Source organism: Psychromonas sp. (assembly GCF_047632955.1).
Taxonomy (GTDB): domain Bacteria; phylum Pseudomonadota; class Gammaproteobacteria; order Enterobacterales; family Psychromonadaceae; genus Psychromonas.
Window position 1 is genome coordinate 65,730 of sequence record NZ_JBLIED010000014.1, and the last position, 25,355, is coordinate 91,084.

22 protein-coding genes, 3 tRNA genes and 1 riboswitch are annotated in these 25,355 nt (G+C 41.9%); of the genes, 10 read left to right on the forward strand and 15 right to left on the reverse strand.

Translation table 11 applies throughout. The features are described 5' to 3' along the window. Positions 1-155: 155 nt before the first annotated feature. From mutY to ACJAZP_RS10580, 6 genes are all read left to right on the forward strand, one after another. Positions 156-1,247 (forward strand): A/G-specific adenine glycosylase, encoded by a 1,092-nt coding sequence (gene mutY, locus ACJAZP_RS10555; RefSeq protein ID WP_415230701.1) that lies wholly within the window; start codon positions 156-158, stop codon positions 1,245-1,247. Further along, complete coding sequence (locus tag ACJAZP_RS10560; protein WP_415230702.1) at positions 1,240-1,509, forward strand: oxidative damage protection protein; 270 nt, start codon at positions 1,240-1,242, stop codon at positions 1,507-1,509. Before mutY ends, ACJAZP_RS10560 begins: the two co-directional genes overlap by 8 nt. Positions 1,510-1,700: 191 nt before the next feature. After that, positions 1,701-1,776 (forward strand) — tRNA-Phe (locus ACJAZP_RS10565). A gap of 81 nt (positions 1,777-1,857) precedes the next feature. Continuing rightward, positions 1,858-1,933, forward strand: a tRNA-Thr gene (locus ACJAZP_RS10570). 53 nt (positions 1,934-1,986) lie between these two features. Then, positions 1,987-2,062, forward strand: a tRNA-Phe gene (locus ACJAZP_RS10575). A gap of 692 nt (positions 2,063-2,754) precedes the next feature. Beyond that, on the forward strand, positions 2,755-3,576 hold the full coding sequence (locus ACJAZP_RS10580; protein ID WP_415230703.1) for an S-adenosylmethionine decarboxylase: 822 nt from the start codon (positions 2,755-2,757) through the stop codon (positions 3,574-3,576). Positions 3,577-3,587: 11 nt separating this feature from the next. Here ACJAZP_RS10580 and ACJAZP_RS10585 read toward each other — a convergent pair whose 3' ends face one another. From ACJAZP_RS10585 to ACJAZP_RS10595, 3 genes are all read right to left on the reverse strand, one after another. Further along, positions 3,588-4,283, reverse strand: a complete 696-nt coding sequence (locus ACJAZP_RS10585) for an SIMPL domain-containing protein (RefSeq protein ID WP_415230704.1) — start codon at positions 4,281-4,283, stop codon at positions 3,588-3,590. 154 nt (positions 4,284-4,437) lie between these two features. Beyond that, the gene (fbaA, locus tag ACJAZP_RS10590) at positions 4,438-5,514 is read right to left on the reverse strand and encodes a class II fructose-bisphosphate aldolase (RefSeq protein WP_415230705.1); all 1,077 of its coding nucleotides are present in this window, start codon (positions 5,512-5,514) and stop codon (positions 4,438-4,440) included. A 143-nt stretch (positions 5,515-5,657) separates the two neighbouring features. Further along, positions 5,658-6,830: a phosphoglycerate kinase gene (locus ACJAZP_RS10595; protein WP_415230706.1), complete on the reverse strand. Its 1,173-nt coding sequence runs from the start codon at positions 6,828-6,830 to the stop codon at positions 5,658-5,660. Between the two features lie 720 nt (positions 6,831-7,550). Between ACJAZP_RS10595 and ACJAZP_RS10600 the strand changes: the two genes are divergently transcribed. Further along, positions 7,551-8,579 (forward strand): substrate-binding domain-containing protein, encoded by a 1,029-nt coding sequence (locus ACJAZP_RS10600; protein WP_415230707.1) that lies wholly within the window; start codon positions 7,551-7,553, stop codon positions 8,577-8,579. A gap of 16 nt (positions 8,580-8,595) precedes the next feature. On the opposite strand, the gene ACJAZP_RS10605 is transcribed toward ACJAZP_RS10600, so the two are convergent. Beyond that, positions 8,596-9,144 (reverse strand): DUF2301 domain-containing membrane protein, encoded by a 549-nt coding sequence (locus ACJAZP_RS10605; protein ID WP_415230708.1) that lies wholly within the window; start codon positions 9,142-9,144, stop codon positions 8,596-8,598. Between the two features lie 134 nt (positions 9,145-9,278). Here ACJAZP_RS10605 and uvrA point away from each other — a divergent pair, with 134 nt between their 5' ends. The 3 genes from uvrA to ACJAZP_RS10620 all read left to right on the forward strand — a co-directional run bounded on the left by uvrA (position 9,279) and on the right by ACJAZP_RS10620 (position 14,596). After that, positions 9,279-12,107 carry an excinuclease ABC subunit UvrA gene (gene uvrA, locus ACJAZP_RS10610; RefSeq protein ID WP_415230709.1) on the forward strand — a complete coding sequence of 943 codons (2,829 nt, stop codon included), beginning with the start codon at positions 9,279-9,281 and terminating at the stop codon, positions 12,105-12,107. Between the two features lie 74 nt (positions 12,108-12,181). Beyond that, positions 12,182-13,930 (forward strand): PglL family O-oligosaccharyltransferase, encoded by a 1,749-nt coding sequence (locus ACJAZP_RS10615; RefSeq protein WP_415230710.1) that lies wholly within the window; start codon positions 12,182-12,184, stop codon positions 13,928-13,930. 36 nt (positions 13,931-13,966) lie between these two features. Further along, the gene (locus ACJAZP_RS10620) at positions 13,967-14,596 is read left to right on the forward strand and encodes a lytic transglycosylase domain-containing protein (RefSeq protein WP_415230711.1); all 630 of its coding nucleotides are present in this window, start codon (positions 13,967-13,969) and stop codon (positions 14,594-14,596) included. 42 nt (positions 14,597-14,638) lie between these two features. Here ACJAZP_RS10620 and ACJAZP_RS10625 read toward each other — a convergent pair whose 3' ends face one another. From ACJAZP_RS10625 to fusA, 11 genes are all read right to left on the reverse strand, one after another. Further along, on the reverse strand, positions 14,639-14,968 hold the full coding sequence (locus ACJAZP_RS10625) for an RNA-binding S4 domain-containing protein (protein ID WP_415230712.1): 330 nt from the start codon (positions 14,966-14,968) through the stop codon (positions 14,639-14,641). A 35-nt stretch (positions 14,969-15,003) separates the two neighbouring features. After that, positions 15,004-16,122 carry a 2-iminoacetate synthase ThiH gene (thiH, locus tag ACJAZP_RS10630; protein ID WP_415230713.1) on the reverse strand — a complete coding sequence of 373 codons (1,119 nt, stop codon included), beginning with the start codon at positions 16,120-16,122 and terminating at the stop codon, positions 15,004-15,006. Between the two features lie 7 nt (positions 16,123-16,129). Beyond that, a complete protein-coding gene (locus ACJAZP_RS10635; RefSeq protein WP_415230714.1) occupies positions 16,130-16,918 on the reverse strand; it encodes a thiazole synthase in 789 nt (262 codons plus the stop codon). Between the two features lie 5 nt (positions 16,919-16,923). Then, entirely contained in the window at positions 16,924-17,124 is a 201-nt protein-coding gene (gene thiS, locus ACJAZP_RS10640) for a sulfur carrier protein ThiS (protein ID WP_415230715.1), read from the reverse strand. Continuing rightward, positions 17,121-17,873 (reverse strand): HesA/MoeB/ThiF family protein, encoded by a 753-nt coding sequence (locus tag ACJAZP_RS10645; protein WP_415230716.1) that lies wholly within the window; start codon positions 17,871-17,873, stop codon positions 17,121-17,123. Before ACJAZP_RS10645 ends, thiS begins: the two co-directional genes overlap by 4 nt. Before the next feature lie 75 nt (positions 17,874-17,948). After that, positions 17,949-19,457, reverse strand: a complete 1,509-nt coding sequence (gene thiE, locus ACJAZP_RS10650; protein ID WP_415230717.1) for a thiamine phosphate synthase — start codon at positions 19,455-19,457, stop codon at positions 17,949-17,951. A 51-nt stretch (positions 19,458-19,508) separates the two neighbouring features. Then, on the reverse strand, positions 19,509-21,476 hold the full coding sequence (gene thiC, locus ACJAZP_RS10655; RefSeq protein WP_415230718.1) for a phosphomethylpyrimidine synthase ThiC: 1,968 nt from the start codon (positions 21,474-21,476) through the stop codon (positions 19,509-19,511). Positions 21,477-21,554: 78 nt separating this feature from the next. Then, a riboswitch (TPP riboswitch) is annotated at positions 21,555-21,698 on the reverse strand. A 71-nt stretch (positions 21,699-21,769) separates the two neighbouring features. Further along, entirely contained in the window at positions 21,770-21,964 is a 195-nt protein-coding gene (nqrM, locus tag ACJAZP_RS10660; protein ID WP_415230719.1) for a (Na+)-NQR maturation NqrM, read from the reverse strand. A 40-nt stretch (positions 21,965-22,004) separates the two neighbouring features. Continuing rightward, complete coding sequence (locus ACJAZP_RS10665) at positions 22,005-22,376, reverse strand: NifB/NifX family molybdenum-iron cluster-binding protein (protein WP_415230720.1); 372 nt, start codon at positions 22,374-22,376, stop codon at positions 22,005-22,007. Positions 22,377-22,387: 11 nt separating this feature from the next. Then, the gene (locus ACJAZP_RS10670; RefSeq protein WP_415230721.1) at positions 22,388-22,687 is read right to left on the reverse strand and encodes a DUF134 domain-containing protein; all 300 of its coding nucleotides are present in this window, start codon (positions 22,685-22,687) and stop codon (positions 22,388-22,390) included. 482 nt (positions 22,688-23,169) lie between these two features. Next, positions 23,170-25,266 (reverse strand): elongation factor G, encoded by a 2,097-nt coding sequence (gene fusA / locus ACJAZP_RS10675; RefSeq protein ID WP_415230722.1) that lies wholly within the window; start codon positions 25,264-25,266, stop codon positions 23,170-23,172. Positions 25,267-25,355: the final 89 nt, after the last annotated feature.

Below are 25,355 nucleotides of genomic sequence, written 5' to 3' on the forward strand. Positions count from 1 at the left end.
TTTATTTCGGGATCATTTATATTCGCCCATTATACCAATAATATTTAATAATGGATCGACTTTATGCACTTCAAAATAAGCACCTAATATTTGTGACGTTATATTTTTAACGTATCTCTGTTATGCTCGCCGCTCCTAAAAAGAGTGTTCAAAATATGAAAGAGCTTGTTGTAAATCACCAAAATTTTAGTCAGCGCATCATTGCATGGCATCAAAAATTTGGCCGTAAAACATTACCCTGGCAGCAGGATAAAAGTCTTTATCGAACCTGGGTAAGTGAAGTCATGCTGCAACAAACCCAAGTTGCCACTGTGATCCCTTATTTTAATAAGTTCATGCGTGCTTTCCCGACCATTTCCTATCTTGCTAATGCGCCTTTAGATGAAGTATTGCATCATTGGACTGGACTCGGCTATTACGCCAGAGCGCGTAATTTACATAAATCAGCACAATTTATTCGGGATAATTACGCAGGCAATTTCCCGGAAAAATTTCAACAAGTGTTGGATTTACCCGGCATTGGCCGCTCAACCGCAGGGGCTATTTTATCCCTGACTTTGAATGAAAACTTTGCTATTTTAGACGGTAACGTTAAACGCGTCCTGACGCGCCATCAAACCATCGAAGGCTGGACAGGTGAAAAAGCGGTTGAAAATACCCTCTGGCAACTTGCTGAAAAATTAACACCGGCAAAACAGACCAATATATTTAATCAGGCAATGATGGATATGGGCGCGATGGTTTGCACCCGCAGTAAAGCAAATTGTGCCGAGTGCCCTGTTCAGGACGATTGCCTAGCGCTTGCAGACGGGACAGTGCAGGCTTATCCGACACCCAAAGCTAAAAAGAAGATTCCGATAAAAACAGCGGTGATGCTGGTACTGTGTAAAAATGGTGAAACATTGCACTTAAAAAAACGCCCGCCAGTCGGCATCTGGGGTGGATTATGGTGCTTCCCTGAATATGAAAGTGAAGCGTTATGTCTTGCGGCTATTAAAGCACAGGGCATCGAACAGTTTAGCAGCACCCTGTTACCTACATTTCGTCATACTTTTAGCCATTTTCATTTTGATATAACGCCACTGAAAATTGACGTTTCGATCATAGAATCAAAACAAGTAATGGAAGAAAGTGACTCGCTTTGGTATAACTTATACCATCCACAAAAAATTGGCTTAGCAGCAGCAACAACAAAAATTATAACCACTGTTAACAAAAACATCGAAAAGGAAAAGACAGATGACTAGAACCGTATTTTGCAGTTATTTAAAAAAAGAAGCCCCTGGTTTGGCCTTTCAATTAATTCCGGGCACTTTGGGCAAACGTATTTTTGACAACATCAGCCAGGAAGCTTGGTCAGAATGGCAACGTAAACAAACTATGCTGATTAATGAAAAAAAATTGAACCTGATGAAAGCTGAAGACAGAAAAATTGTTGAGGATGCTATGATTGGTTATCTTTTTGAAAATAAAGAGGTAGATATCGAAGGATATACGCCGAAAAAATAGTATCAACAATAAAGACAATTATTTGCCCACCCTGCAGATTAAAATTAACGCTATTTTTAATCTCAATAGCTGCAATGTTCACAAATAAAGCGGATAATGTTCAAAGGGTGAGCGAACAGCAGAAAAAGCAAATAAATATGTAGAAAGGTGTTGACGCCCGAGGTTAAAATCTATTTAATACGCCTCGTTCCGCTTCGTTAGCTCAGTCGGTAGAGCAGAGGATTGAAAATCCTCGTGTCCTTGGTTCAATTCCGAGACGAAGCACCATATTATGATTTACTGAAAAGATTAACTTCCAATCGGTAAATGAGGTTGATAACCTCGGTGCAAATGCACACGTTTTCGTGTGCCGACTTAGCTCAGTTGGTAGAGCAACTGACTTGTAATCAGTAGGTCACCAGTTCGATTCCGGTAGTCGGCACCATTAATACCTTCTTTATATTTAAAGAAGCTTGTTTTAAAAACAAGAAAAGTTTTGCTTCGTTAGCTCAGTCGGTAGAGCAGAGGATTGAAAATCCTCGTGTCCTTGGTTCAATTCCGAGACGAAGCACCATTATCATCTAAGCCTCGATAAAGAAATTTATCGAGGCTTTTTTGTATCTGATATTGATTGAAAATAATCGTCTCAGTGGTTCAACTTTTGATCAATGGCCCAGAGACGAAGCACCATCATCATCTAAGCCTCGATAAAGAAATTTATCGAGGCTTTTTTGTATCTGAATATTGATTGAAAATAATCGTCTCCGTGGTTCAGCTTTTGATCAATGGCCCAGAGACGAAGCACCATCATTCAAGCCTCCCTAAAGAAATCCCCCAAGGTTTATTTGTATCCGGGACTTGATTGAAAATAATCGTCTCCGTGATTCAACTTTTGATCAATGGCCCAGAGACGAAGCACCATCATTCAAGCCTCCCTAAAGAAATCCCCCAAGGTTTATTTGTATCCGGAAATTGATTAAAAATAATCGCGTCCGTAGTTCAAATGTTGATCAATGACCCAGAGACAAAGACCCCTCATTCAAGCCTTGGTAAATAAATTTACCAAGGCTTTTTTGTATCCAGATATTACTTGAAAAAATCGTGGCCGATAGTCAAATGGTCCCTTTATACTTGAGCCTTATTCAATAATCTAAACTCAGCGGCTGGATAATCGAGGGATCTGTATCTTGGTTGTGATTTACTATAAACTCAAGCGTCAATAATTCCCTCAATCCGGGCTTGGTAAATAAATAAAGGCTTAATTAGATGTTTTATGAAGGGACTGAAAAACGCTTGGAGATAATTACAACAGAACTGGATCTGTTGCAATTTTCCGATATTTTTTGGCAGCAAATGGTCGCGCAGGCAGGTGCTTTCATTATTTCAAAAATACAGAATACTCAGCTCAAAGCTTATCTTTTATCTGAATCGAGTTTATTCGTTTGGCATAACAAATTATTACTGATCACCTGCGGCAATACCCACCTTGTAAAAGCAGCACAATTCTTTCAAAAGCAGGTCGAGAACCGGGTCATTCAATCCTTATTATTTCATCGCCACCAAGCTCATTTACCCGATTTACAGAAAAGCAGTTTTGCACAGGATACCGTGCTCTTAAAAACGCACTTACAGGGGAAAACAATGCATTGGCAGGCAAACTACCGCGGTGATCTATTTTTATTCGGAGAAGCGCTGACAGGAGCTGTAAAGACCAAACAAATATTGATGCTGCATGGTTTGTGTGGCGATTTTGCCAGTTTATTACAATCAGGTATGGCAGGTCAGCAACAGATTGAGTCAACACTAGCGGTATTGCAATTTTTCCCAGGCCTGCAAACAGACCAATTTACCTTTAGTCCAAAGGGTTATTCATTAAATGCGCTTGCAGGAAAGCAGTACTTAACTGTCCATATTACTCCGGAAAAGTTAAGCACCTATTTGAGTGTGGAGAGCAGCTTTGAGACGCAGGTTTTGCAGCCCTTTAGTGATCACCTGCATGCCCTGTTTCGACCACAACAAAGTCACCTGATGTCTTTTATTGACCATCCTGATCAAGGCTTAGAAATAACCGTCTCTTCGGCAATGTAATACCAAGTACGTTAATCTTCTAGTATAAATACAGCCTCTACTTGATCACTTACCTTAATTTTATTAACTTGATAACTGCTTTCGGCCATCTGATCACTTTTTGCGCGCATCATTAGCGGTTGAGTATAACTGTGCTGATAATTGATGGCGTAAATTTTTCCCAGCTTAGCTTGATAGGCCGATGCTAAATTTGCCGCTTTCTCCTTTGAATCTTGAATGGCCAGTTGGCGGGCTTTTAATTGCCACTCTTGTGGTGCCTGTAAGCCATAATTCATTTGTCCGATAGATTCTATATTTGCAGCGACAACAAGCTCTAAAAATTGATTAACTTGCTCAAGGTCAGTTAACAGATAACTCAAATCACGGGTCGCGACAATCCCCTGCAATGTACGTTGATCTTTTATATATTGGTATTGCGCTCTGCTATTGATTTTACCTCGTTCCAGTATGTTTGTATCAAAGCCTGCCTTTTCGAGGTTAGTTAAAAGAGCAGAAACCTGTTGATCAACATTGTGCTTAGCTGAACCCGCGGTTTTCTCCAATGAAGTCGCTTGAAACTGAATATTCACTTGATCGGGCTGTACTTCAATTTGGGCACTGCCGGTGACAGCAACATGCGGACCATCGGGTAAAGCAGCTGCATTTACGAACGTTGAAAGGGAAATAGTTGTTATAAAAAGCAGTATTGTAGTTCGAAAATAGCGCATAAATATCCTTAAAAATAATTTGATAAGTTTGGGTATACGACAGAACTTGGCTCAGTTAGTTGCATCAAGGTATTATTTTGGACAAAAAAAAGCCAGCAATTAAGCTGGCTTCATAATTTAATTGTTCAGCTGGTAAACAGCTGAATTCATTAAATTATAATACGTCGACTGCGTTAAGATCTGAGAATGCTTTCTCAAGACGTGCAACCATAGAATCTTGCGCTGCACGTAACCATGCACGTGGATCGTAGTATTTCTTGTTTGGAGCATCTGCACCCGTTGGGTTGCCGATTTGACTTTGTAAGAAATCATGGTTTTTAGCATCATAACCACGAACACCATCCCAACATGCCCACTGCGTATCTGTATCGATGTTCATTTTGATAACACCGTAACCGATAGACTCTTGAATTTCTGCTTCAGAAGAACCAGAACCACCGTGGAATACGAAGTTTAAGCTGTTAGTTGGAAGACCGTGCTTCTCAGAAACAAATGCTTGTGAATCACGTAAGATAGTTGGAGTCAGTTTAACATTACCTGGCTTGTATACGCCGTGAACGTTACCAAAAGAAGCCGCAATAGTGAAGTTAGGGCTAATTTTAGAAAGTTCAGTGTATGCATAATCAACTTCAGATGGTTGAGTATAAAGTAATGAATCATCCATATCAGAGTTATCAACACCGTCTTCTTCACCACCAGTACAACCAAGTTCAATCTCTAACGTCATGCCCATTTTAGACATACGCGCTAGGTATTTAGCACAAGTTTCGATATTTTCTTCTAGAGGCTCTTCAGAAAGATCTAACATGTGTGAAGAGAAAAGAGGTTTACCAGTTTCTGCGAAATGCGCTTCAGAAGCAACTAGTAGTCCGTCAATCCAAGGAAGTAATTTTTTCGCAGCGTGGTCAGTATGAAGAATAACCGGTACACCGTAAGCTTCAGCCATTGCGTGAACGTGTTTAGCACCTGAAATAGCACCAAGAACAGCAGCTTCTTGACCTGCAAGCTTAAGACCTTTACCTGCGTTAAATGCTGCACCGCCGTTAGAGAACTGAATTACAACGGGTGCTTTAACTTTAGCGGCTGCTTCAAGTACTGCATTGATTGAATCACTGCCGATAACGTTTACCGCTGGAAGTGCAAATTTGTTTTCTTTTGCAACTGCAAATACTTTTTGTAAGTCATCACCAGTGATAACACCAGGTTTTACGACGTCTAAAATCTTAGTCATTAGGATAGTCCTGTTTGTTTATAGTTAAATTAAATACTGCTCAATTTCACGGCTAATGTTACACAATTTTGCGACGAAAAGCACGTAAATGGAAATTGGATATAAATTAAAAAACGAGAAATTATCTCGTTTAAACTGTTTGCTTAAGCGTTTGCGCGTGACTCTAGCATTGCTACTGCAGGTAATACTTTACCTTCAACAAACTCAAGGAAAGCACCGCCGCCCGTTGAGATGTAAGAAACATCTGCAGTAATACCGAATTTGTCGATAGCGGCTAATGTATCACCACCACCAGCAACAGAGAACGCATCGGATTCAGCAATCGCTTTAGCGATACCGGCAGTACCGGCTTCAAAGTTTTTAAACTCAAAAACGCCAACCGGACCATTCCAAAGAATAGTTTTAGCATCTTTTAGAATAGCCGCTAAAACAGCCGTTGAATCAGGACCTAAATCGAAGATCATGTCATCATCTTGTACGTCTGCAACATTTTTAATCACAGCTTCTGCGTTTTCATCAAATGCTTTAGCACAGGCAACATCTGTTGCAACTGGAATAGCACAGTCAACCATTAATTTTTTAGCTGTTTCAACTAAGTCTGCTTCGTATAATGATTTACCTACATTATGGCCTTGCGCTGCAATAAAGGTGTTAGCAATACCACCACCAACAACCAGCTGGTCAGCAATTTTAGACAGAGACTCAAGTACAGTTAGCTTAGTAGATACTTTAGAACCACCAACAATAGCCACTAATGGGCGAGCCGGATTGTCCATCGCTTTACCTAATGCTTCAAGTTCAGCGGCAAGTAGCGGACCTGCACATGCGATAGGCGCAAACTTAGCAATACCGTGAGTAGATGCTTGAGCACGGTGAGCCGTACCAAATGCGTCCATTACGTAAACATCACATAGTGCAGCAAGTTGCTTAGCAAGACCTTCTTCGTCTTTCTTTTCACCTTTATTAAAACGGACGTTTTCAAGAACAACGACTTCACCTGCATTTACTTCCAGGCCATTTAAATAATCAGTCACTAAACGAACGGGAACATCTAATGCTTCATTTAAATAATCAACCACAGGTTGTAGAGAGAATGCGGCATTTTCTTCAGCAGTTCCGCCTTCAACAGGACGACCTAAGTGAGATGTGATCATTAATTTAGCGCCTTTTTCTAACGCTAGTTTAATTGTTGGGATCGAAGCACGGATACGCGCATCAGATGTTACTTTACCGTTTTTAATTGGCACATTAAGATCTTGGCGAATAAATACACGTTTACCTGCTAAATCTTGATCTACCATTTTTTTTACTGACATGATGAGTCCTCTCATTTAATTTTAAAACTATATGTATACCCAAATTACTTGAAGATACAGTCATCTGCAAGACGATAAATGCTGGCTTTATAACACTTGAGAGGGGTATAACCATTCGCAAGTGTTACGTCTTGCTCCCACATTCAGGCGAAACGCTGAATCTGCATCTTCAGGTAGTCTGGGTATATTTCTTATCTTACTGCCTGAATATTCATCCAAGCCTAGCTATAACACAGCTTTATAGTAAACATTTATCGGTTCAACTTGTATTAACGTAAGCATTATAGACGAAAGTTTTTCTGACTTCGATATTAATGAGAGTGTAATTTACCTTTTTCCCCTATCAGGGAGTTGATTTACATCATTTTCCGTGACTTTTTTCACAAAACAGGACAATAACTACGATTTTTCCGATTTTCAACCTGATTGACTAAATTAAACACCACCCTTTTATTGACTGTGGTTAATAAGGTCAGTTATCGACCTCAAACCCCTGATTCAACTGCCCCGGTATAATATTGAGCGATCAATTGAAGGGGTCTGAGTATCAATAAATAGCGCATAAAAATCGGTAATTTATCCTCGCATGAATCAAATAAAGGTATAAGTGACAACGTTTACATTCGTCCGACAATAGAGCAGAATGAAGAGCATTAAGACAATATACTTTACTACATTTTATACGCAAAAAATAAAACATCTCACAACAGGAAAATCCCCATGGCTACCATCAAAGATGTGGCTCAATTAGCAAATGTTTCTGTCGCAACCGTATCACGCGTCACCAACAAGTCGCCAAAAGCAAGTAAAGCATCAATTATGGCCGTCCATGCTGCAATGCAGACCTTAAGTTATCGCCCTAATGCCAATGCACGTGCACTGGCAAGCCAAACGACCAATACTGTTGGCGTGGTGGTCGGTGACGTTTCCGATCCATTTTTCGGCGCATTGGTAAAAGCGGTAGATCAAGTGGCCTTTGCTCAAGGTAAGCACCTGCTTATCGGTAACGGCTATCACGATGCAACTTGTGAGCGCCAGGCTATTGAGCTGCTTATTAATAGCCGTTGTGATGCGTTGATCGTACACAGTAAAGCTCTTCCCGATGATGAGTTAATTGCTTTAACCAAAGAGCTGCCTGGTTTAGTCCTAATCAATCGTTATATTGAAGAGATAGCTGACCGCTGTATTCGTTTAGACAATGAACGCGGTGCATACCTGATCACCGAACACCTGATCAAACAGGGACACCAGCAGATAGGTTATATTTGCTCAAATCACGATATTGAAGATGCACATCAGCGTAAAGCCGGATTTCTTGCAGCGCTCAAGGAGCATGGTATAGATTGCCCGGAAGAATATATTGAATACGCATCTCCCGATGAGCAGGGAGGCGAACAAGCAATGAGTAACTTACTTGCCAAAGGTCTGCATCTCAGTGCGGTGTCGGCTTATAATGACTCGATGGCTGCCGGTGCGTTATCCGTGCTCGATGAAAATGCGATTGACGTACCGGATCAAGTCTCTTTAACCGGTTTTGATGACGTTTTTATTGCCAAATACCTGAGACCAAAACTTACCACCATGCGCTACCCGATACAAATGATGGCATCACAAGCGACACAACTGGCCCTCTTATTAGCCAAAAAACAGCAAACTCAGTCGATTATTCATAGTTTTTCTCCCACCTTAGTGCGCCGCCATTCTGTTGCCTCTTTAGCGCAGACAAAGCCTAAAGTCGTAAAAGTTTGAAAATCTGCTGTACAGCTTAGATTTGGTATTTTTTACGATCGCCCAAGTCATAAAAGAGCGGCATGTGAATTTTCTTCCAGGCCATGTACAGATATAAAAAAGCCGCGAGAGAAAAACCGCCTGCTGCCCATTGCACCTGAGCAAAAAGCACTGCAAACCAGGACAGCACTAATAACAGCGGTATGACTTTAAGATAAGTTAATGAAAAGCAAAAACTTTCTTTGTATGCAATGCCCGACAGGGTAATAAATAATGCACCCATACTCAAATAAGCCGCTAATAATCCGCTTGTTGCAAGGCTAAGACCCACCAACCAAACGCCTATCCAACAGGAGGTGACTAATATCCAGCGCACGGATTTTTTATAAATATGCAATGAAGCGGCCTGCAATAAAGCGCCTAAGGATAAAAACACCAGGCTGTGTTTAAACCAATAGGGATAAAAAATTTGTTGTGCCGCCAACAGCAGTAAAGACACTCCGGTCAATATCATTCCGCAACGATATAATAGGATACTTAATTTGTCCCAAGCATCTAATCGTTCTTTTACCCCGGTATCTGCCATAACCTAACCTCTATTTAAATGATAGTTAAATGAAATTAAAATAGATAAATAATAAACTGATTTTTCGTTGTTTGTTAAGAATATGTAATAATAAACCTCTTGCAAATATATTGTTATAAAACCAGAGGATAATCATGAGCAACATCGAAATTCGCGGCGCTAAAACTCATAATCTTAAAAATATCGATCTTTCTATTCCTCGCGATAAACTGATTGTGATCACCGGACTTTCGGGTTCAGGAAAATCATCTCTGGCTTTTGATACTTTATATGCAGAAGGACAACGCCGTTACGTTGAATCTCTTTCTGCCTACGCTCGCCAGTTTCTTTCCTTAATGGAAAAACCTGATGTTGAGCATATCGGGGGTTTATCTCCCGCTATCTCCATTGAACAAAAATCAACTTCTCATAACCCGCGATCCACGGTGGGAACCATTACTGAAATTCACGATTATCTGCGCCTTTTATTTGCACGTATTGGCGATCCGCGCTGTCCGACACATAACGTCACCCTTAATGCGCAAACCGTCAGTCAGATGGTCGATTCGATTTTAAGTAATCCGGTGGGCAGCAAAATGATGCTGCTTGCCCCGATTGTCAAAGAGCGTAAAGGTGAGCATGTTAAAACCTTTGCCAGCCTTGCTGCACAGGGATTTTTACGGGCGCGTATTGACGGGGAGATTTGTGATTTAAGCGATCCGCCAACATTAGAGCTGCATAAAAAACACACCATTGAAGTGGTTGTGGATCGTTTTAAAGTACGCGATGACTTAAAACAACGCTTGGCTGAGTCGGTGGAAACAACCTTGAATTTAAGTAACGGATCAGCCGTTGTTGCCTTTATGGATGACGATCAACCGGAACAAATTTTTTCAGCTAACTTTGCCTGCCCTCATTGTGGTTACAGTATTGCAGAATTAGAGCCGCGTATATTTTCCTTCAACAATCCGGCGGGTGCCTGTCCAACTTGTGACGGACTGGGTATCGAGCAATATTTTGATCCTAAGCTGGTCGTCAGCAATCCATCATTAAGCTTAGCTGATGGCGCTATTAATGGTTGGAGCAGTAAATCTAATTATTATTTCCAGATGTTATTAGCGGTTTGTGACCATTATGGTTTTTCCGTGGAGACGCCCTTCAAAGATCTCACTAAAAAACAGCAACAAATTGTATTATCTGGCTCCGGAAAAGAAAAAGTCTCATTTTCATACAGTAATGATAAAGGGGATGTTGTTTCCCGCTTACATGAATTTGAGGGTGTCATTCCCAACAGAACACGTCGTTACCGCGAAACAGAATCCAGTGCGATGCGCGAATATCTTGGTAAATATATGAACCGCCAGCCCTGCTCAAGCTGCCATGGTTCGCGTTTAAAAGAATCATCTCGCCATGTATTTATTAATGAGGTCAACTTACCTTACATCTCGCAGTTATCAATTGCAGATGCAGAATCATTTTTTGCCGATATCAAGCTACAGGGGCAAAAAGCTAAAATAGCAGAAAAAATTCTCAAAGAAATTTTAGAACGCCTCAGTTTTTTGGTCAATGTCGGCCTTAATTATCTGAGTTTAGATCGCAGTGCCGAAACTCTTTCCGGAGGTGAAGCGCAGCGTATTCGCCTTGCCAGCCAAATTGGCGCGGGATTAATGGGGGTTATGTACGTCTTGGATGAACCCTCTATCGGTTTGCATCAGCGCGATAATGCACGTTTACTGAAAACCTTAACCCATCTGCGCGACCTTGGAAATACGGTGATCGTGGTTGAACACGATGAAGAGGCTATTCGTCTGGCAGATCATATTATTGACATAGGCCCGGGCGCGGGTATTCATGGCGGTTTTATTATCGCAGAAGGCAATTATGAAACCATTCTTAAGGCCAAAAATTCATTAACCGCTGATTATCTCAGTGGCCGTAAATCCATCGCAATCCCCGAGCAACGCACCGCGCTTAGCGATAAATGGCTTAAGTTGAGCGGAGCAACGGGCAATAATCTAAAATCGGTCAATCTTGAGATCCCCATTGGCGTATTAACTTGTATTACCGGCGTTTCCGGCTCAGGGAAATCGACCCTGATTAACGATACTTTGTATCCGCTGGCGCAAACCCGATTAAATAAAGCAAGCACCCTGCAACCTTCGCCCTATCAAAAAATAAGCGGTCTGTCTCATTTAGATAAAGTGGTTGATATTAACCAAAGTCCGATAGGACGGACGCCGCGTTCCAATCCGGCCACCTACACCGGTATTTTTACCCCGATTCGTGAATTGTTTGCCGCCACGGCTGAATCACGAGCGCGCGGTTATAAACCCGGCCGTTTTAGTTTTAATGTTAAGGGCGGGCGCTGTGAAGCCTGCCAGGGTGACGGGGTTATTAAGGTTGAAATGCACTTTCTGCCCGATGTCTATGTACCCTGTGATACCTGTCAGGGTAAACGTTATAACCGCGAAACATTAGCGGTAAAATACAAGGGCAAAAATATCCATGAAACCTTAGACATGACCGTTGAAGATGCTTTTAAGTTTTATCAGCCGGTTCCAGTGATTGCGCGAAAATTACAAACCTTAATGGATGTGGGGCTCTCCTATATTCGTTTAGGGCAGGCTGCAACTACCCTTTCAGGCGGTGAGGCTCAGCGGGTAAAATTAGCCAAAGAGCTGTCAAAACGTGATACCGGACAAACCCTGTACATTCTTGACGAGCCAACCACGGGTTTACACTTCCATGACATTGCTCAGCTTTTAAAAGTCATTCAGGCGTTACGCGACCATGGTAATACCATCATCATTATTGAACATAATTTGGATGTAATTAAAACCGCGGATTGGATAGTAGATTTAGGTCCGGAAGGCGGCAGTGGCGGCGGCGAAATTATCGCAGCGGGAACACCGGAAGAAGTTGCAAAAGTATCGGCCAGTTACACCGGACAGTTTTTAAAAGCCATGTTAGATAAAAAATCATAAGCGCATAATACCAGCACATTACATTAGCGTATAAGCATAAATGTTGCAGTTATAACAAAGAGAGCAGTTGATAAATGGATTTACAGCAAAAATTAACCCGTGCATTTTTAATCACTTTTGCGCTTTTAATGGGCCTCGGAGCCCATTATTTCCAGCATAATCAGGGCGGCAGTGGCCTTGAGTTGGCACAGAATAATGTGGTATGGATGTTTTTTTCGACCTTGATTGGTCTGGGTTTATGGAAAATAAGCGTGCAGAAAAAGATATTCTACAGCCGTTTTACAGTCTTTTTATTGAGCGCTATAGGACTGTTTTTAATTCCGCTTCTTTACCCCAATAATGCGCTGGCAGATCAAAGTTATACGCGCTTAATCGGCCTGTTTGCCGGTTTTTTATTATTTGTTAGTTTGCAGCAGTTTCAGTTTGATAAAAAGAACCTCGAAAAGCTTTTATTGCTCATTGTACTGGCAGGTTTTATACAAGCCTGTTATAGCTTAACCCAAGATTATTTATTACCGGCTGATAATATCTTTGGTTATGATGTCGGCTACGGTCGTCCCTACGGTATTTTCCAACAGCCTAATGTCCTTGCCAGTTTTATGGCAACAACGCTGATTTTAGCGGGCTATTTATTACTACAAATCAAGACCAGAAAGTTACAAATTTTTTTATTGCTCACAGTTGTATTAAATATATGGGTGCTCACTATAACCGTCTCACGCACTGGCTATTTGGGGTTATTAATTGCACTGGTGTTATTTATTCCGTGGGCATGGCAGTGCAATAAAAAGAAACTGGGAATTTTTCTTTTCGCTTTATCCCTGGGCATCGGTTTTGCGGCGATCAAAGGTGACGCTTTAGGCACAAGAAACGCAGAGAACCTTAAAGAAGGTGGCGTACGCTTAAATTTCTATTCCCATTCGATACAAATGATTAAACAGCATCCTTTAATAGGATATGGCTACGGCGGATTTGAAAAGAACTATTTGATTACTTACGCCGAGCAGGTTAAAAATGGAAATTTACCTGCATATGGTAGCGACCTCACCCACCCGCATAACGAAATATTATTCTGGGCCGTGGAAGGCGGTATTATACCTATAATCGCAATATTGTTATTAGTCGTTGCTTTTATCCGCTTATTAGGTGCCTTTAAATTAACCAGGGCGATGGCCTTAGCGGCGCTCGTAGCGCCAATAATAGTGCATACTCAAACTGAATATCCGCTGTATCATTCAGCTCTGCATTGGTTAGTTTTGTTAGTCTTGATTTTTTATATTGATTCTCAATCAGCAAGCAGCCGACAAATACAGTTTAGACCCACCTTTTTGCTACGTACCTCTGCGTTATTAATTCCTCTTTTTACCACCGTGTTTATGATCAGTAATTTACATACTATCTCCAAAATAACAGCCTATGAACGCAGTAAAGAACCAAACATTCAACTCTTGGTCGATGTCATTAACCCATTCGTCTTTGAAGATCGCTTTGACTTCTATCTCAATAATTTCCGCTTGAGAGTGGCAATGCAAATGCATAAACCCGAAGAAATTCAAAAAATAATAGATTGGACAGAAAAAAGCATTAAAAGTAAGCCAAAATCGTATTTTTATCTTACCCTTTATCTTGCATACCTTAATAATCAGCAGCCGCAAAAGGCGCAGCAAACCTTGAATTATGCACGTTATCTGTACCCTAATGATCGCCAGTTGGCCAATGTAGATAAAAAAACCAGTGAGGCGGAATCAAGCAGTTCAGCTCAAGCTTCACTGGTTAATGTAAATAAAGAGAAAAATATAAATACACCGCAAGCAAATAATTAAATGAGTGATAAATAGATTATGGAACAATCGAAGATCATGCAAATATGGAAAATTGGAGTGCCGTTATTGGTTAGTTTACTGCTGACCAGTAATGTCGGTGCTGATATTTATATGCTGGTTGATAAGGAAGGTAATCAACATTTTGCTGAACGCCAGGTTAATCCCTCTTACCGTTTAATCTTAAAAAGTGATTCCAATACAAGTTCTAACTCTTTTAATACCCAGAAACGTAAAAATGTTACCGTTATTCACGTACCTAGAAATAAAACTCTGCAGAAAAAGTATCACTCTATTATTCTTCAAGCGGCGCAGAAATATCACCTGGAACCTTCATTTATTCATGCGGTGATCACCGCAGAATCCAGCTATCGTTATAATGCAGTTTCATCCGCCGGAGCGCAGGGTTTGATGCAGCTGATGCCGCAGACGGCGCTGCGTTTTGGAGTCAGTGATCCTTTTGATCCCAAGCAGAGTATTCATGCCGGCAGCGAATACCTGTATAAACTTCTGCAGGAGTTTAAAAGTAAAGAGCTCGCATTAGCCGCATACAATGCAGGGGAAGGCGCAGTAAGACGTTATAATAAACAGATTCCGCCCTATCCGGAGACTGAGCAATACGTTGAGAAAGTAATGGGTTTTTATTGGTATTACCGCAATAACCTCTAAATTATTTATTCTTTATTCTTTATTAACGCTGTCAGCAAGCTTCTAAAAACTGATTGGCTTACGCATTTTTTTGACGGCTTTGCTCTTTTCAGGTTTTGCTGCTGGTTTCTGCTTTACAACTTCATAACCCTCGGTTTGGCCTTTTAAAGCAATCTGATAATGCTGGTCATTAAAACTAATGATATCTCCCGCATATATTTTTTTGCGTTTTTGCGTTTCAACCTGGCCATTCAAAAAAACATAACCTTCGGTGATCGCAAGTTTCGCTTCCCCGCCACCCGACACTAAGTTTTCAAATTTTAGTATCTTATAAAGGGCTGTTGGCTCCTCTTTAATTTCCACCAATGTTGCGTAAATTTCTTGCTCTGACATATCACCTTCTTAATTAATCTATTATACAAACTGACTTATTTACCCGTCAGGCTATGATCCCAATCTTTCCAAACCACCTCAAAACCTTTTGATTTAACCAACTTCGCCATTGTAGCAGGAGATCTGTCATCGGATATTTCAAACTGCTCAAGAGCTTTTTCAGATGTTGCTGCATAACCGCCCGGCTGTGTACTGGATCCTGCACTTAATGATGTAATACCTAAGGGTAAAACATGATCCCTAAAATGTTCCGATTCACGCGTTGAAAGTGATAACTCAACCTCGGGACTAAATAAACGATAGGCACAAATCAACTGCACCAACTCTTTATCATTCATCACCGACTTTATCTCCATGCCTCCCTTACAGGGGCGTAAACGCGGAAATGAGATAGTATAGCGGCTTTGCCAATACTTTTTCTCTAAATACGTTAAATGTGCAGCCACATAAAAACAATCGGTGCGCCACTCTTCAAGGCCAATTAAGCTTCCTAAGCCCATTTTAAGCATTCCCGCTTTGCCGAGTCTGTCCTGAGTATCTAAACGATATTTAAAATCAGATTTTTTACCTTTTAAATGATGCTCTGCATAGGTGACCGGATTATAGGTCTCCTGATACACCAATACGGCATCAACACCAAACTCAATCAGCTCTTCATATTCATGCTGATCTAAGGGCTGTACCTCAATGGTGATATGCGAAAAATGCTTTTTTATAATAGGCAGAGCCTGTTTAAAATACTCCACCCCAACCTTGCGTTCAGACTCCCCGGTCACCAGTAAAATATGCGCAAAACCCATTTTTTTAATGGCTAAACACTCATTCTCAATCTCTTTAATATCCAGAGTCTTACGACGAATCGCATTATGCATGGAAAAACCGCAATAGGTACAGATATTACTGCACATATTGGACAGATAGAGCGGAATATAAAACTGTTGTGTTTTGCCAAAACGCTGCTGGGTTAGTTGTTGTGATTTTTGTGCCATTTGTTCTAAAAAAGGCGCTGCAGCGGGAGAGATTAATGCTTTAAAATCCTCTAAATCTAAACGCTCTTTGAATAAAGCGCGCTGCACATCATTTTCATTTTTGCCATAGATAGACAAACGAATATCATCCCACTGATAATTTTTTATCTGTTCACTAAAAGTCATAATTTGTCTACCCCGCCTGTAAAAATGCAGTCAGTGGACTTGATCCCACCGCATGATTCACCTGCCCCGCCAGACCGGCAAGATATGCCTGTCGTCCGGCCTGCACTGCTTTAGCAAAAGCTTCACTCATTGCCACGGGATCTCTCGCCACGGCCATTGCGGTATTAACTAACACCGCATCGGCGCCGAGCTCCATTGCCAGCGCCGCATGTGAAGGACTGCCGATGCCGGCATCCACAATCACCGGAATATTTGCCTGCTCGATAATTATTTCTAAAAAATCAAGGGTTTTTAGCCCTTTATTAGAACCAATAGGAGCACCCAGCGGCATCACCGCGGCACAGCCGGCGGCTTCTAAATGTTTGCACAAAACAGGATCTGCATGCACGTAGGGAAGCACCACAAAACCATCACGCGCTAAAAATTCAGCGGCTTTTAATGTTTCAATAGGATCCGGCAGCAGATATTTAGGGTCGGGATGAATTTCTAATTTTATCCAGTTGGTCTGCAGGGCTTCGCGGGCGAGTTGCGCTGCAAATATCGCCTCTTTGGCATTTCGCGCACCGGACGTATTGGGTAATAAATTCATGCCGTTTTTAATTAAGGGCGCGAGGATATCATCGTCCTTATGCTGCATATCAATACGCTTTAAGGCCATGGTCACCAATTCAGATTGTGATGCTTCGAGCGCCGCAATCATAGTTTGTTGATCATTAAATTTACCGGTTCCGGTGAACAGACGGGAAGTGAAGGTTTTATCCGCAATCACTAATGGATCATGTTTATTAAATAACATTCTGACTAACCTCCTGCTATGGCTTGGAAAAGTGCAATTTGATCGCTTTCATTAAGTTTATATTCAGCCCATTTTGAACGACTGATAATGTGCTGATTAACCGCCACTGCGCTGCCCTTTAAGGGGCTTTCTAACAGCAATAATAATTGTTCAATATTACAATCAGCGGGAATGGTTATGAGCTGCTCATTTACAAATAGTTTCATTTAAATTGTCCGCATACGCTGCATTTGGGATCTTTATTAATCGCAAAGGTTTGCCAATCTAAGGTTTTACCATCAAAAATCTTTAATTTATTGCGGATTCCGGAAGGTAACCCGAGCAGATACTTAATAGCTTCCAATGCCTGCAAGGTGCCAATGGTGCCAACCACCGGACCAAGGACCCCTGAATTACTGCAATTCAAAACCTGCTCATCGTTATTTGGAAATAAACAGTGGTAACAGGCAGAATCGGCTTTACTGTGGTCAAAAAACATTAGCTGCCCTTCAAAACGAATAGCCGCACCCACTATTAACGGGGTTTTAGCTTGTACGCAGGCGCTGTTAATCATCTGCCGGCTGGCCATATTATCGGTACAATCCAAGACCAAATCCGCCAGCATAAGCTCCATGGACAGTTGTGATTCACTCATTTGAGTGTTAATACTACGTACCCGTATTTCAGGATTAAGTGCCTCGATACGCTGCTTCATCAAGGTCACTTTAGCAGCGCCGATATCACAGCTTTGATACGCGATTTGACGTTGCAGATTACTCACTTCCAAATGGTCAAAATCAGATAATACCAGAGTGCCTATACCCGCAGCGGCTAAATACAGTGCGGCGGGAGAGCCGAGTCCACCCATGCCAACAATCAGTACCTTGGCAGATTTTAAAGAGACCTGCCCGGACTCACCCACATCTTCCAATAACAGATGCCGGCTATAACGTAATATTTCAGGATCAGTTAACATATGTACCTTAATATTATTAATGAAGAGCTTAAACTTCGAGACGAAAAACTCGAAAAACATAAGACTAGTTATTTTTTACTGCATCACTTGATTAAAGGATGCAATGTCTATTTTGGGGGAGGCGGCAGAGGTTATTGCGCTAACCACCGCAATACTGCCAACCCCGGTTTTCCAAACGGCAGGAGCCCGCTCAAGGTTAATGCCGCCAATCGCCACCGTCGGAACAGCGGACAACAACGCAGCATATTTTTCTAAACGCTCTAACCCCTGCGGATTTGAGGGCATCTCTTTAGTTTGGGTTTCAAAAATATGTCCTAGTGCGATATAACTGGGTTTTAACTGCTGCGCCCGTAATATTTCATAATACCCATGGGTACTGAGCCCTAAGCGCAGCCCCGCATCGGCGATTAAGGGTAAGTCTGCTAGATCCATGTCTTCCTGACCAAGATGCACCCCGTAGGCCTGATGTTTGATTGCCAGTTGCCAGTAATCATTGATAAACAAACGCGCATTATATTTACGCCCAAGGGCTATCGCCTCGATAATCTGTGACTCAACTTGTTCTGGGCGTTTATCTTTAATGCGCAGTTGCAGGGTTTTCACCCCCAACTTTAAAACTTTTTCTAGCCATTCAACACTGTCCAGAACCGGATATAAACCCAGTTTAATGGTATCGCAAGGCTCAAAACCGGGGCCGGCTTCCAACGTGCCCGGCAAGTCCAACTCATAGCCGATGGCTGACTCCGGCAAAACCACTTCCGGAAAATCACTTTTATTGCTCGGCCAGCCTAAATGAGCTATCGCCGCCTCACCTTTACCCAGCTGTTTGGCAGCTTTTAGCCCTTGATTAAGGTAAGCTTTCGCCAGCACAAAAGCATCTTCAATAAAATAATCAAGCGCCATAGTGGCCGCAATTGCGCTGGCTAAAGTGCCTCCGGTGCAAATAGACTGCGCTTTAGTTAAGCGTGGACTGCTTAGAGCAATTTCACGCAGCCCGTCGCTCCAGTAATCAAGCGCTATTTTATTCACCAGCTCAAAATTTCCACCTTTGATAAGCACACTGTCACAGCCCATACTGATCAGTTTTAGTGCCGCAGGTTTAAATGATTCACCGGAAATCAAAGCATGCCCGCATAGGGTTAATACCTCATTTGTATTGAGTATTAATAAATCAACTTGCGGTAATAACTTACTTTTGATGACTTCATTAATGCCTTCTTCTATTATCTTTTCACCCATTGATGAAATCGCCACGGGATCAAAGATGACAAAGGGTTTATGCGGCCAAGTTTGTTTATATAACGCTAACTGCTGAGCAAGTATTTCAACCTGTTCAACACTTGCAATTAAGCCGATTTTAATGACTTTAGCGGGCATATCGGCCGCCAAACTCGCTAATTGCTCAGTGAACATTTTATCGGAAACACTTTCAAGTAAATTCAGCGCTTGAGAGTTTTGGGCAGTGACCGCGCTGATCACACAGCTGCCGTCGGCACCTAAATCAAAAAAGGTGCAAAGGTCCGCTTGAAGACCCGCGGCAGCGCTGCAATCAGAACCCGCAATAGTCCAAACAATATTACTCATATTTTATCCTTAACAAGAACCGCTATCTGCCGACAGCAGATAGCTTTTTGATCAAACCGGTTGGTAGATCTCAGCACCAGAGTCGTTAAATTCTTGTGCTTTAAGCGCCATGCCCTGTTCTGCTGTCATTGTAATGGTTTCATCTAAAATTTTAATATTAATCTCACCGGAATCTAATTTCGCGGTAAAATCACGCACATCCTGAGTGATTTTCATGGAGCAGAATTTTGGCCCGCACATGGAGCAGAAATGCGCCACTTTTCCCGATTCCTGCGGCAGGGTTTCATCGTGGTATTCACGTGCTGTGACCGGATCTAAACCGAGGTTAAATTGATCTTCCCAACGGAATTCAAAACGGGATTTTGATAAGGCATTATCACGAATTTGCGCACCGGGGTGCCCTTTTGCTAAATCTGCGGCATGCGCAGCAATTTTGTAGGTTATCAGACCTACTTTGACATCATCTTTGTTGGGCAGACCCAAATGCTCTTTAGGCGTGACGTAACATAACATCGCACAACCGTACCAACCGATTTGGGCGGCGCCTATGCCCGAGGTAATATGATCATAACCCGGCGCAATGTCCGTGGTGAGTGGCCCTAAGGTATAAAACGGCGCTTCAAAACAGTCATCCAGCTGTTTATCCATATTATCTTTAATCATCTGCATCGGTATATGACCCGGACCTTCGATAATAACCTGCACATCGTATTCCCAGGCAACTTTAGTCAATTCACCTAACACTTCCAACTCGGCAAACTGCGCCTGGTCGTTGGCATCCGCAACTGAGCCAGGGCGCAGACCATCACCTAAAGAAAGCGCAACATCATACTGCTGACAGATTTCACAGATTTCACGAAAGTACTGATAAGCAAAGTTTTCCTTATGATAAGTCAGGCACCATTTTGCCATGATAGAGCCGCCGCGCGAAACAATACCCGTGACACGTTTAGCCGTCATCGGTACAAAACGTAATAACACCCCTGCGTGAATAGTGAAATAATCCACTCCCTGCTCGGCTTGTTCAATTAAGGTATCGCGGAAAACTTCCCAGGTAAGATCTTCAACAACGCCCTTAACTTTTTCTAATGCCTGGTATATAGGCACTGTGCCGATTGGCACCGGTGAGTTACGCAGGATCCATTCACGGGTTTCATGAATGTTACGACCGGTCGATAAATCCATTACCGTGTCGCCACCCCAGAGCGTTGACCAGACCAGTTTTTCGACCTCTTCTTCAATGGAAGAGCTCACCGAAGAGTTACCTATATTAGAATTAACTTTGACTAAAAAGTTACGGCCGATGATCATTGGCTCAAGTTCCGGATGGTTTATATTAGAAGGGATAATAGCCCGTCCGCGAGCGACTTCCTGACGCACAAATTCAGGGGTTATTTTTTCCTGCAGATTGGCACCAAAACTATGACCCGCATGCTGAAAATGCAGCGCTTCACATTTTACGCGGTCACGGCCCATGTTTTCACGAATCGCAATATATTCCATTTCCGGGGTGATAATGCCCCGACGGGCGTAATGCATTTGAGTAACGCATTGCCCTTTTTTAGCGCGCAGTGGTTTAGGCAGGTTAGCAAAACGTAATTCGTTCAAGCTGTCATCGGCTAAACGCAGCTGTGCAAAATTCGAGGTGACACTCTGCAGCGTTTCAATATCATCACGGGCGGTTATCCACGCTTCACGTAAACGCGGTAAACCGGCATGCACATCGATTTTCGTTTTGGGATCCGTATAAGGACCGGAAGTATCATAAACGGGAATGGGTTCATTTTTTTCATAAACAGGCTTTTCATCATTGCCTGAGACAAATGTATCGGTTTGATGAATTTGCCGCATAGCGACTTTAATGGGGTGGATGTTACCCTCAATAAAGATTTTTTCTGAATTGGGATAGGACTCGTTATTAAGATTTTGAATGTAGTCCTGCGCCGCCTGACGGCAGGCTTTGCGGGATAAACCTTTACGGCTGCTGGTTTTTAAATTTGAGTTTACTTGATTAGACATAGCATTCTTTACCTTAATTAAAGTGGGTAGTTAGAGTGCTTGTCGAAATTTAGTGGAAAGAGTAAAGAAAGGAGATCCCGTTTCTTTATGCTTGTTTCCTACGCAGGTATTAACCCAATCAGGTTCCACGGATTCCACTTTGCTGTGTATAAAATCCCCATTATGTGGTGATAATATTACAAACTTTGTGGTCTCAGCCCGAAGGCGCTCCGACAAGAACCCGCAGTATAGAAGAAAAAGCACACAAGTTAAATAAAATAACTCAATGTTATAAATTCATGCGGGGATCTAAATCATTTTTCCGGTTCCTGAATTTGATAGAGAGTCTGATGCTGATCGCACACCTTTTCGCAGTCGCAACTTTTCTCGATACCCACGCTCGCCAGACCACCACAGCTTCCCTGAAGACTTTTCCGACCGAAAATAACCCCCAGTGCCAGTCCGATAATAACCAGCAAAAAGATAAAAAACGTAATAATAAATTCCACGGTACTTTCCTCTCAATACTTCCCTATCAATGCTGTCCTATCAATGCTTTCCACAATTTTCCATTTTACTCTTAACGCCCTGTTCCGGGCTGGTTAAGGCATTTTTGTGCAGGTCCGCAGCGGTTAATAATTCTTGGTAAGAATGGCGCGTATTTCCCTGCTCAACTTTAAAACCTGCATGTAATAATTTGGCCAGTGTCTTTTCGCCAATTTTTCTGACAATCACCACATCACAGCCTCTTTTATGGAGAAGATCAATTAACAGGCGCTTACCCGTACAACCCGGAGAAGCTAAGGCAGGGTTTTTATCAACCGCAATAACCTCCTGCTGCTGGTTATAAAAAGTAAAGAGTTCTGCTTTTGAAAAACGATGAGCCAGCTGTTGATCCGTTGTTGCAATGGCATAAATCATAATATTTCCCCTTATTCGTTGGATGGTGCTGATTTTTTCGGTAACACTAATGCGTAACCGTTAAGCAACGCAGTGCTGATTTTGCGGCGTGAATTTTTTAAAATATTGGCAAAGGTCTGCCGGGAAACCCCCATCTGCTGCGCACCATCCTGCTGAGAAAAGCCTTCACTATCGACTAAACGCAGCGCTTCAAACTCATCGGCTTCTATCTGTATTTTTACTAACTCAGAAGCGGGTATACCATTTGGTTTAAAGAGACTGAATTTGGCACAGTTATCGGCGCAAATATGACGCTTAATTTTGGGACGCATTTAAAAACTCAATGGCGAATAGATATACTAACTTAACTTAGTTATTGGCATATGCCAACTACTATTTTGTAATTCATCTTATAATGGGAAACTGACGACCACAAGCGGCGCGTATTTTATGAGAAAGAGAGTTGGGAAAAAAATAAAAGTGCAGCTGCTGTGCAGGAAAATGACGGCTAAATGATAGATATAAAAAAACCCCGTTATTTGCATAACAGGGTTTCTTAATCTTAAAAGTTATTTAAAAAAGATTATTTCTTTTTAGCAGCTTTATCAGCTTTAACTTTTTCGATTACGCCTTCAGCAACGTTGTTCGGACAAGGCATGTAGTTTTTGAACTCCATAGAGAACTGACCACAGACTGATGTCATTGTACGTAGAGAACTGAATATATGTGCCCAAATATTTTTGCAGGCAGATAAAAAAAAACCCCGTTATTTGCATAACGAGGTTTATTAATCTTAAAAATTATTTAAAAGAAATTATTTCTTTTTAGCAGCTTTATCAGCTTTAACTTTTTCGATTACGCCTTCAGCAACGTTGTTCGGACAAGGCATGTAGTTTTTGAACTCCATAGAGAACTGACCACGGCCTGATGTCATTGTACGTAAAGAACCGATGTAACCAAACATTTCTGAAAGAGGTACGTCAGCTTTAATACGAACACCACTATTTCCAGCTTCTTGACCGGCGATCATACCACGACGACGGTTAAGGTCACCGATAACATCACCAACGTGATCTTCAGGTGTAAATACATCTACCGACATAACAGGTTCAAGAAGTTGTGCACCCGCTTTAGGGATAGACTGACGGAATGCACCACGTGCTGCTAATTCAAATGCGACTGCAGATGAATCCACGGCGTGGAAACCACCGTCAAAAAGTTCGATTTCAACGTCAAGTACTGGGAAGCCAGCTAGTACACCAGTATCCATCATGCTCTTGAAGCCTTTCTCAATCGCAGGGAAGAATTCTTTTGGTACGTTACCGCCAACAACTTTAGAAGCGAATACGAAACCAGTACCTGGTTCACCAGGCTTGATACGGTAATCAATTTTACCGAACTGACCAGAACCACCAGACTGTTTCTTATGCGTGTAGCTATCTTCAATTTCTTGAGTAATAGTTTCACGGTAAGCAACTTGAGGTTCACCAACTGCAAGGTCAACACCGTAGGTACGTCTAAGGATATCAACTTTGATATCTAAGTGCAGCTCACCCATACCAGACAGGATAGTTTCACCCGAATCGACATCAGTTTCAACTTTAAAGGTTGGATCTTCTGCAACCATTTTACCGATAGCAATACCCATTTTTTCAGTAGATCCTTTATCTTTCGGAGTTACCGAGATAGAGATTACTGGATTTGGGAATACCATTGCTTCTAAAACAATCGGATGTTTTGGATCACATAATGTGTGGCCCGTTTGCACGTTGTTCTTCATACCAACGATAGCGATGATATCACCCGCTTGTGCTGAAGCAAGCTCTTTACGGTCATCTGCTTGCATCTCACACATACGTCCAACACGCTCAGTTTTACCTGTGAATGAGTTAAGGATGGTATCACCTTTCTTCAACGTACCTGAGTAGATACGTACGAAAGTAAGTGAACCAAAACGGTCATCGGTAATTTTGAATGCTAACGCTTTAAATGATTCTTCTGCAGATACAGTTGCAAATTCACCGTTTGGCGTACCTTCTTCGTCCGTAAGAGGTTGTGGATCAACTTCAGTTGGAGAAGGCAGGTAATCAACAACAGCGTCAAGAATGTTTTGCACGCCTTTGTTTTTGAAGGCAGAACCACAGTAAGCTGGGAAGAACTCCATAGTACGTGTACCTTTACGGATACAAAGCTTGATCTCTTCAAGAGTAGGTTCAATACCTTCTTCTAAATATGCTTCCATCAGATCATCGTCCTGCTCAACGGCAGTTTCGATCAATTTTTCACGGTATTCTTCAGTCAATTCAAGCATATCAGCTGGAACATCAGTAATTTCATAGTTTTCTGGAAGACCAGTATCATCCCAGATGTATGCTTTACGGGTTAATAGATCAACAACACCACTGAATTCGTCTTCGATACCGATAGGTAGAACCATAACCAGCGGGTTAGCACCCAGTACTTTTTTAGTTTGCTCAATTACACGGTAAAAATCAGCACCCATACGGTCTAATTTGTTAACGAAAATAATACGGGCAACTTTTGAGTCGTTCGCATAACGCCAGTTAGTTTCTGATTGTGGTTCAACACCACCAGAACCACAGAATACACCGATGCCGCCATCCAATACTTTAAGAGAGCGGTAAACTTCTACAGTGAAGTCAACGTGCCCAGGAGTATCGATAACGTTAAAACGATGATCTTTCCAAAAACAAGTTACCGCAGCAGACTGGATAGTAATACCGCGCTCAGCTTCCTGTTCCATGAAGTCAGTTGTAGATTCGCCATCATGTACTTCACCGGTTTTGTGGATTGTGCCGGTAAGTTTTAGGATACGCTCTGTAGTTGTGGTTTTACCCGCATCAACGTGCGCGAAAATACCAATATTTCTGTATTTACTTAAATCTTTCATTTTATATACTCTTTAGTAAAAAATTGAATCAATATTCCGGCAGCATTATACAAGTATTAGCGTTAAACAGAACACGGAATTCAAAATAA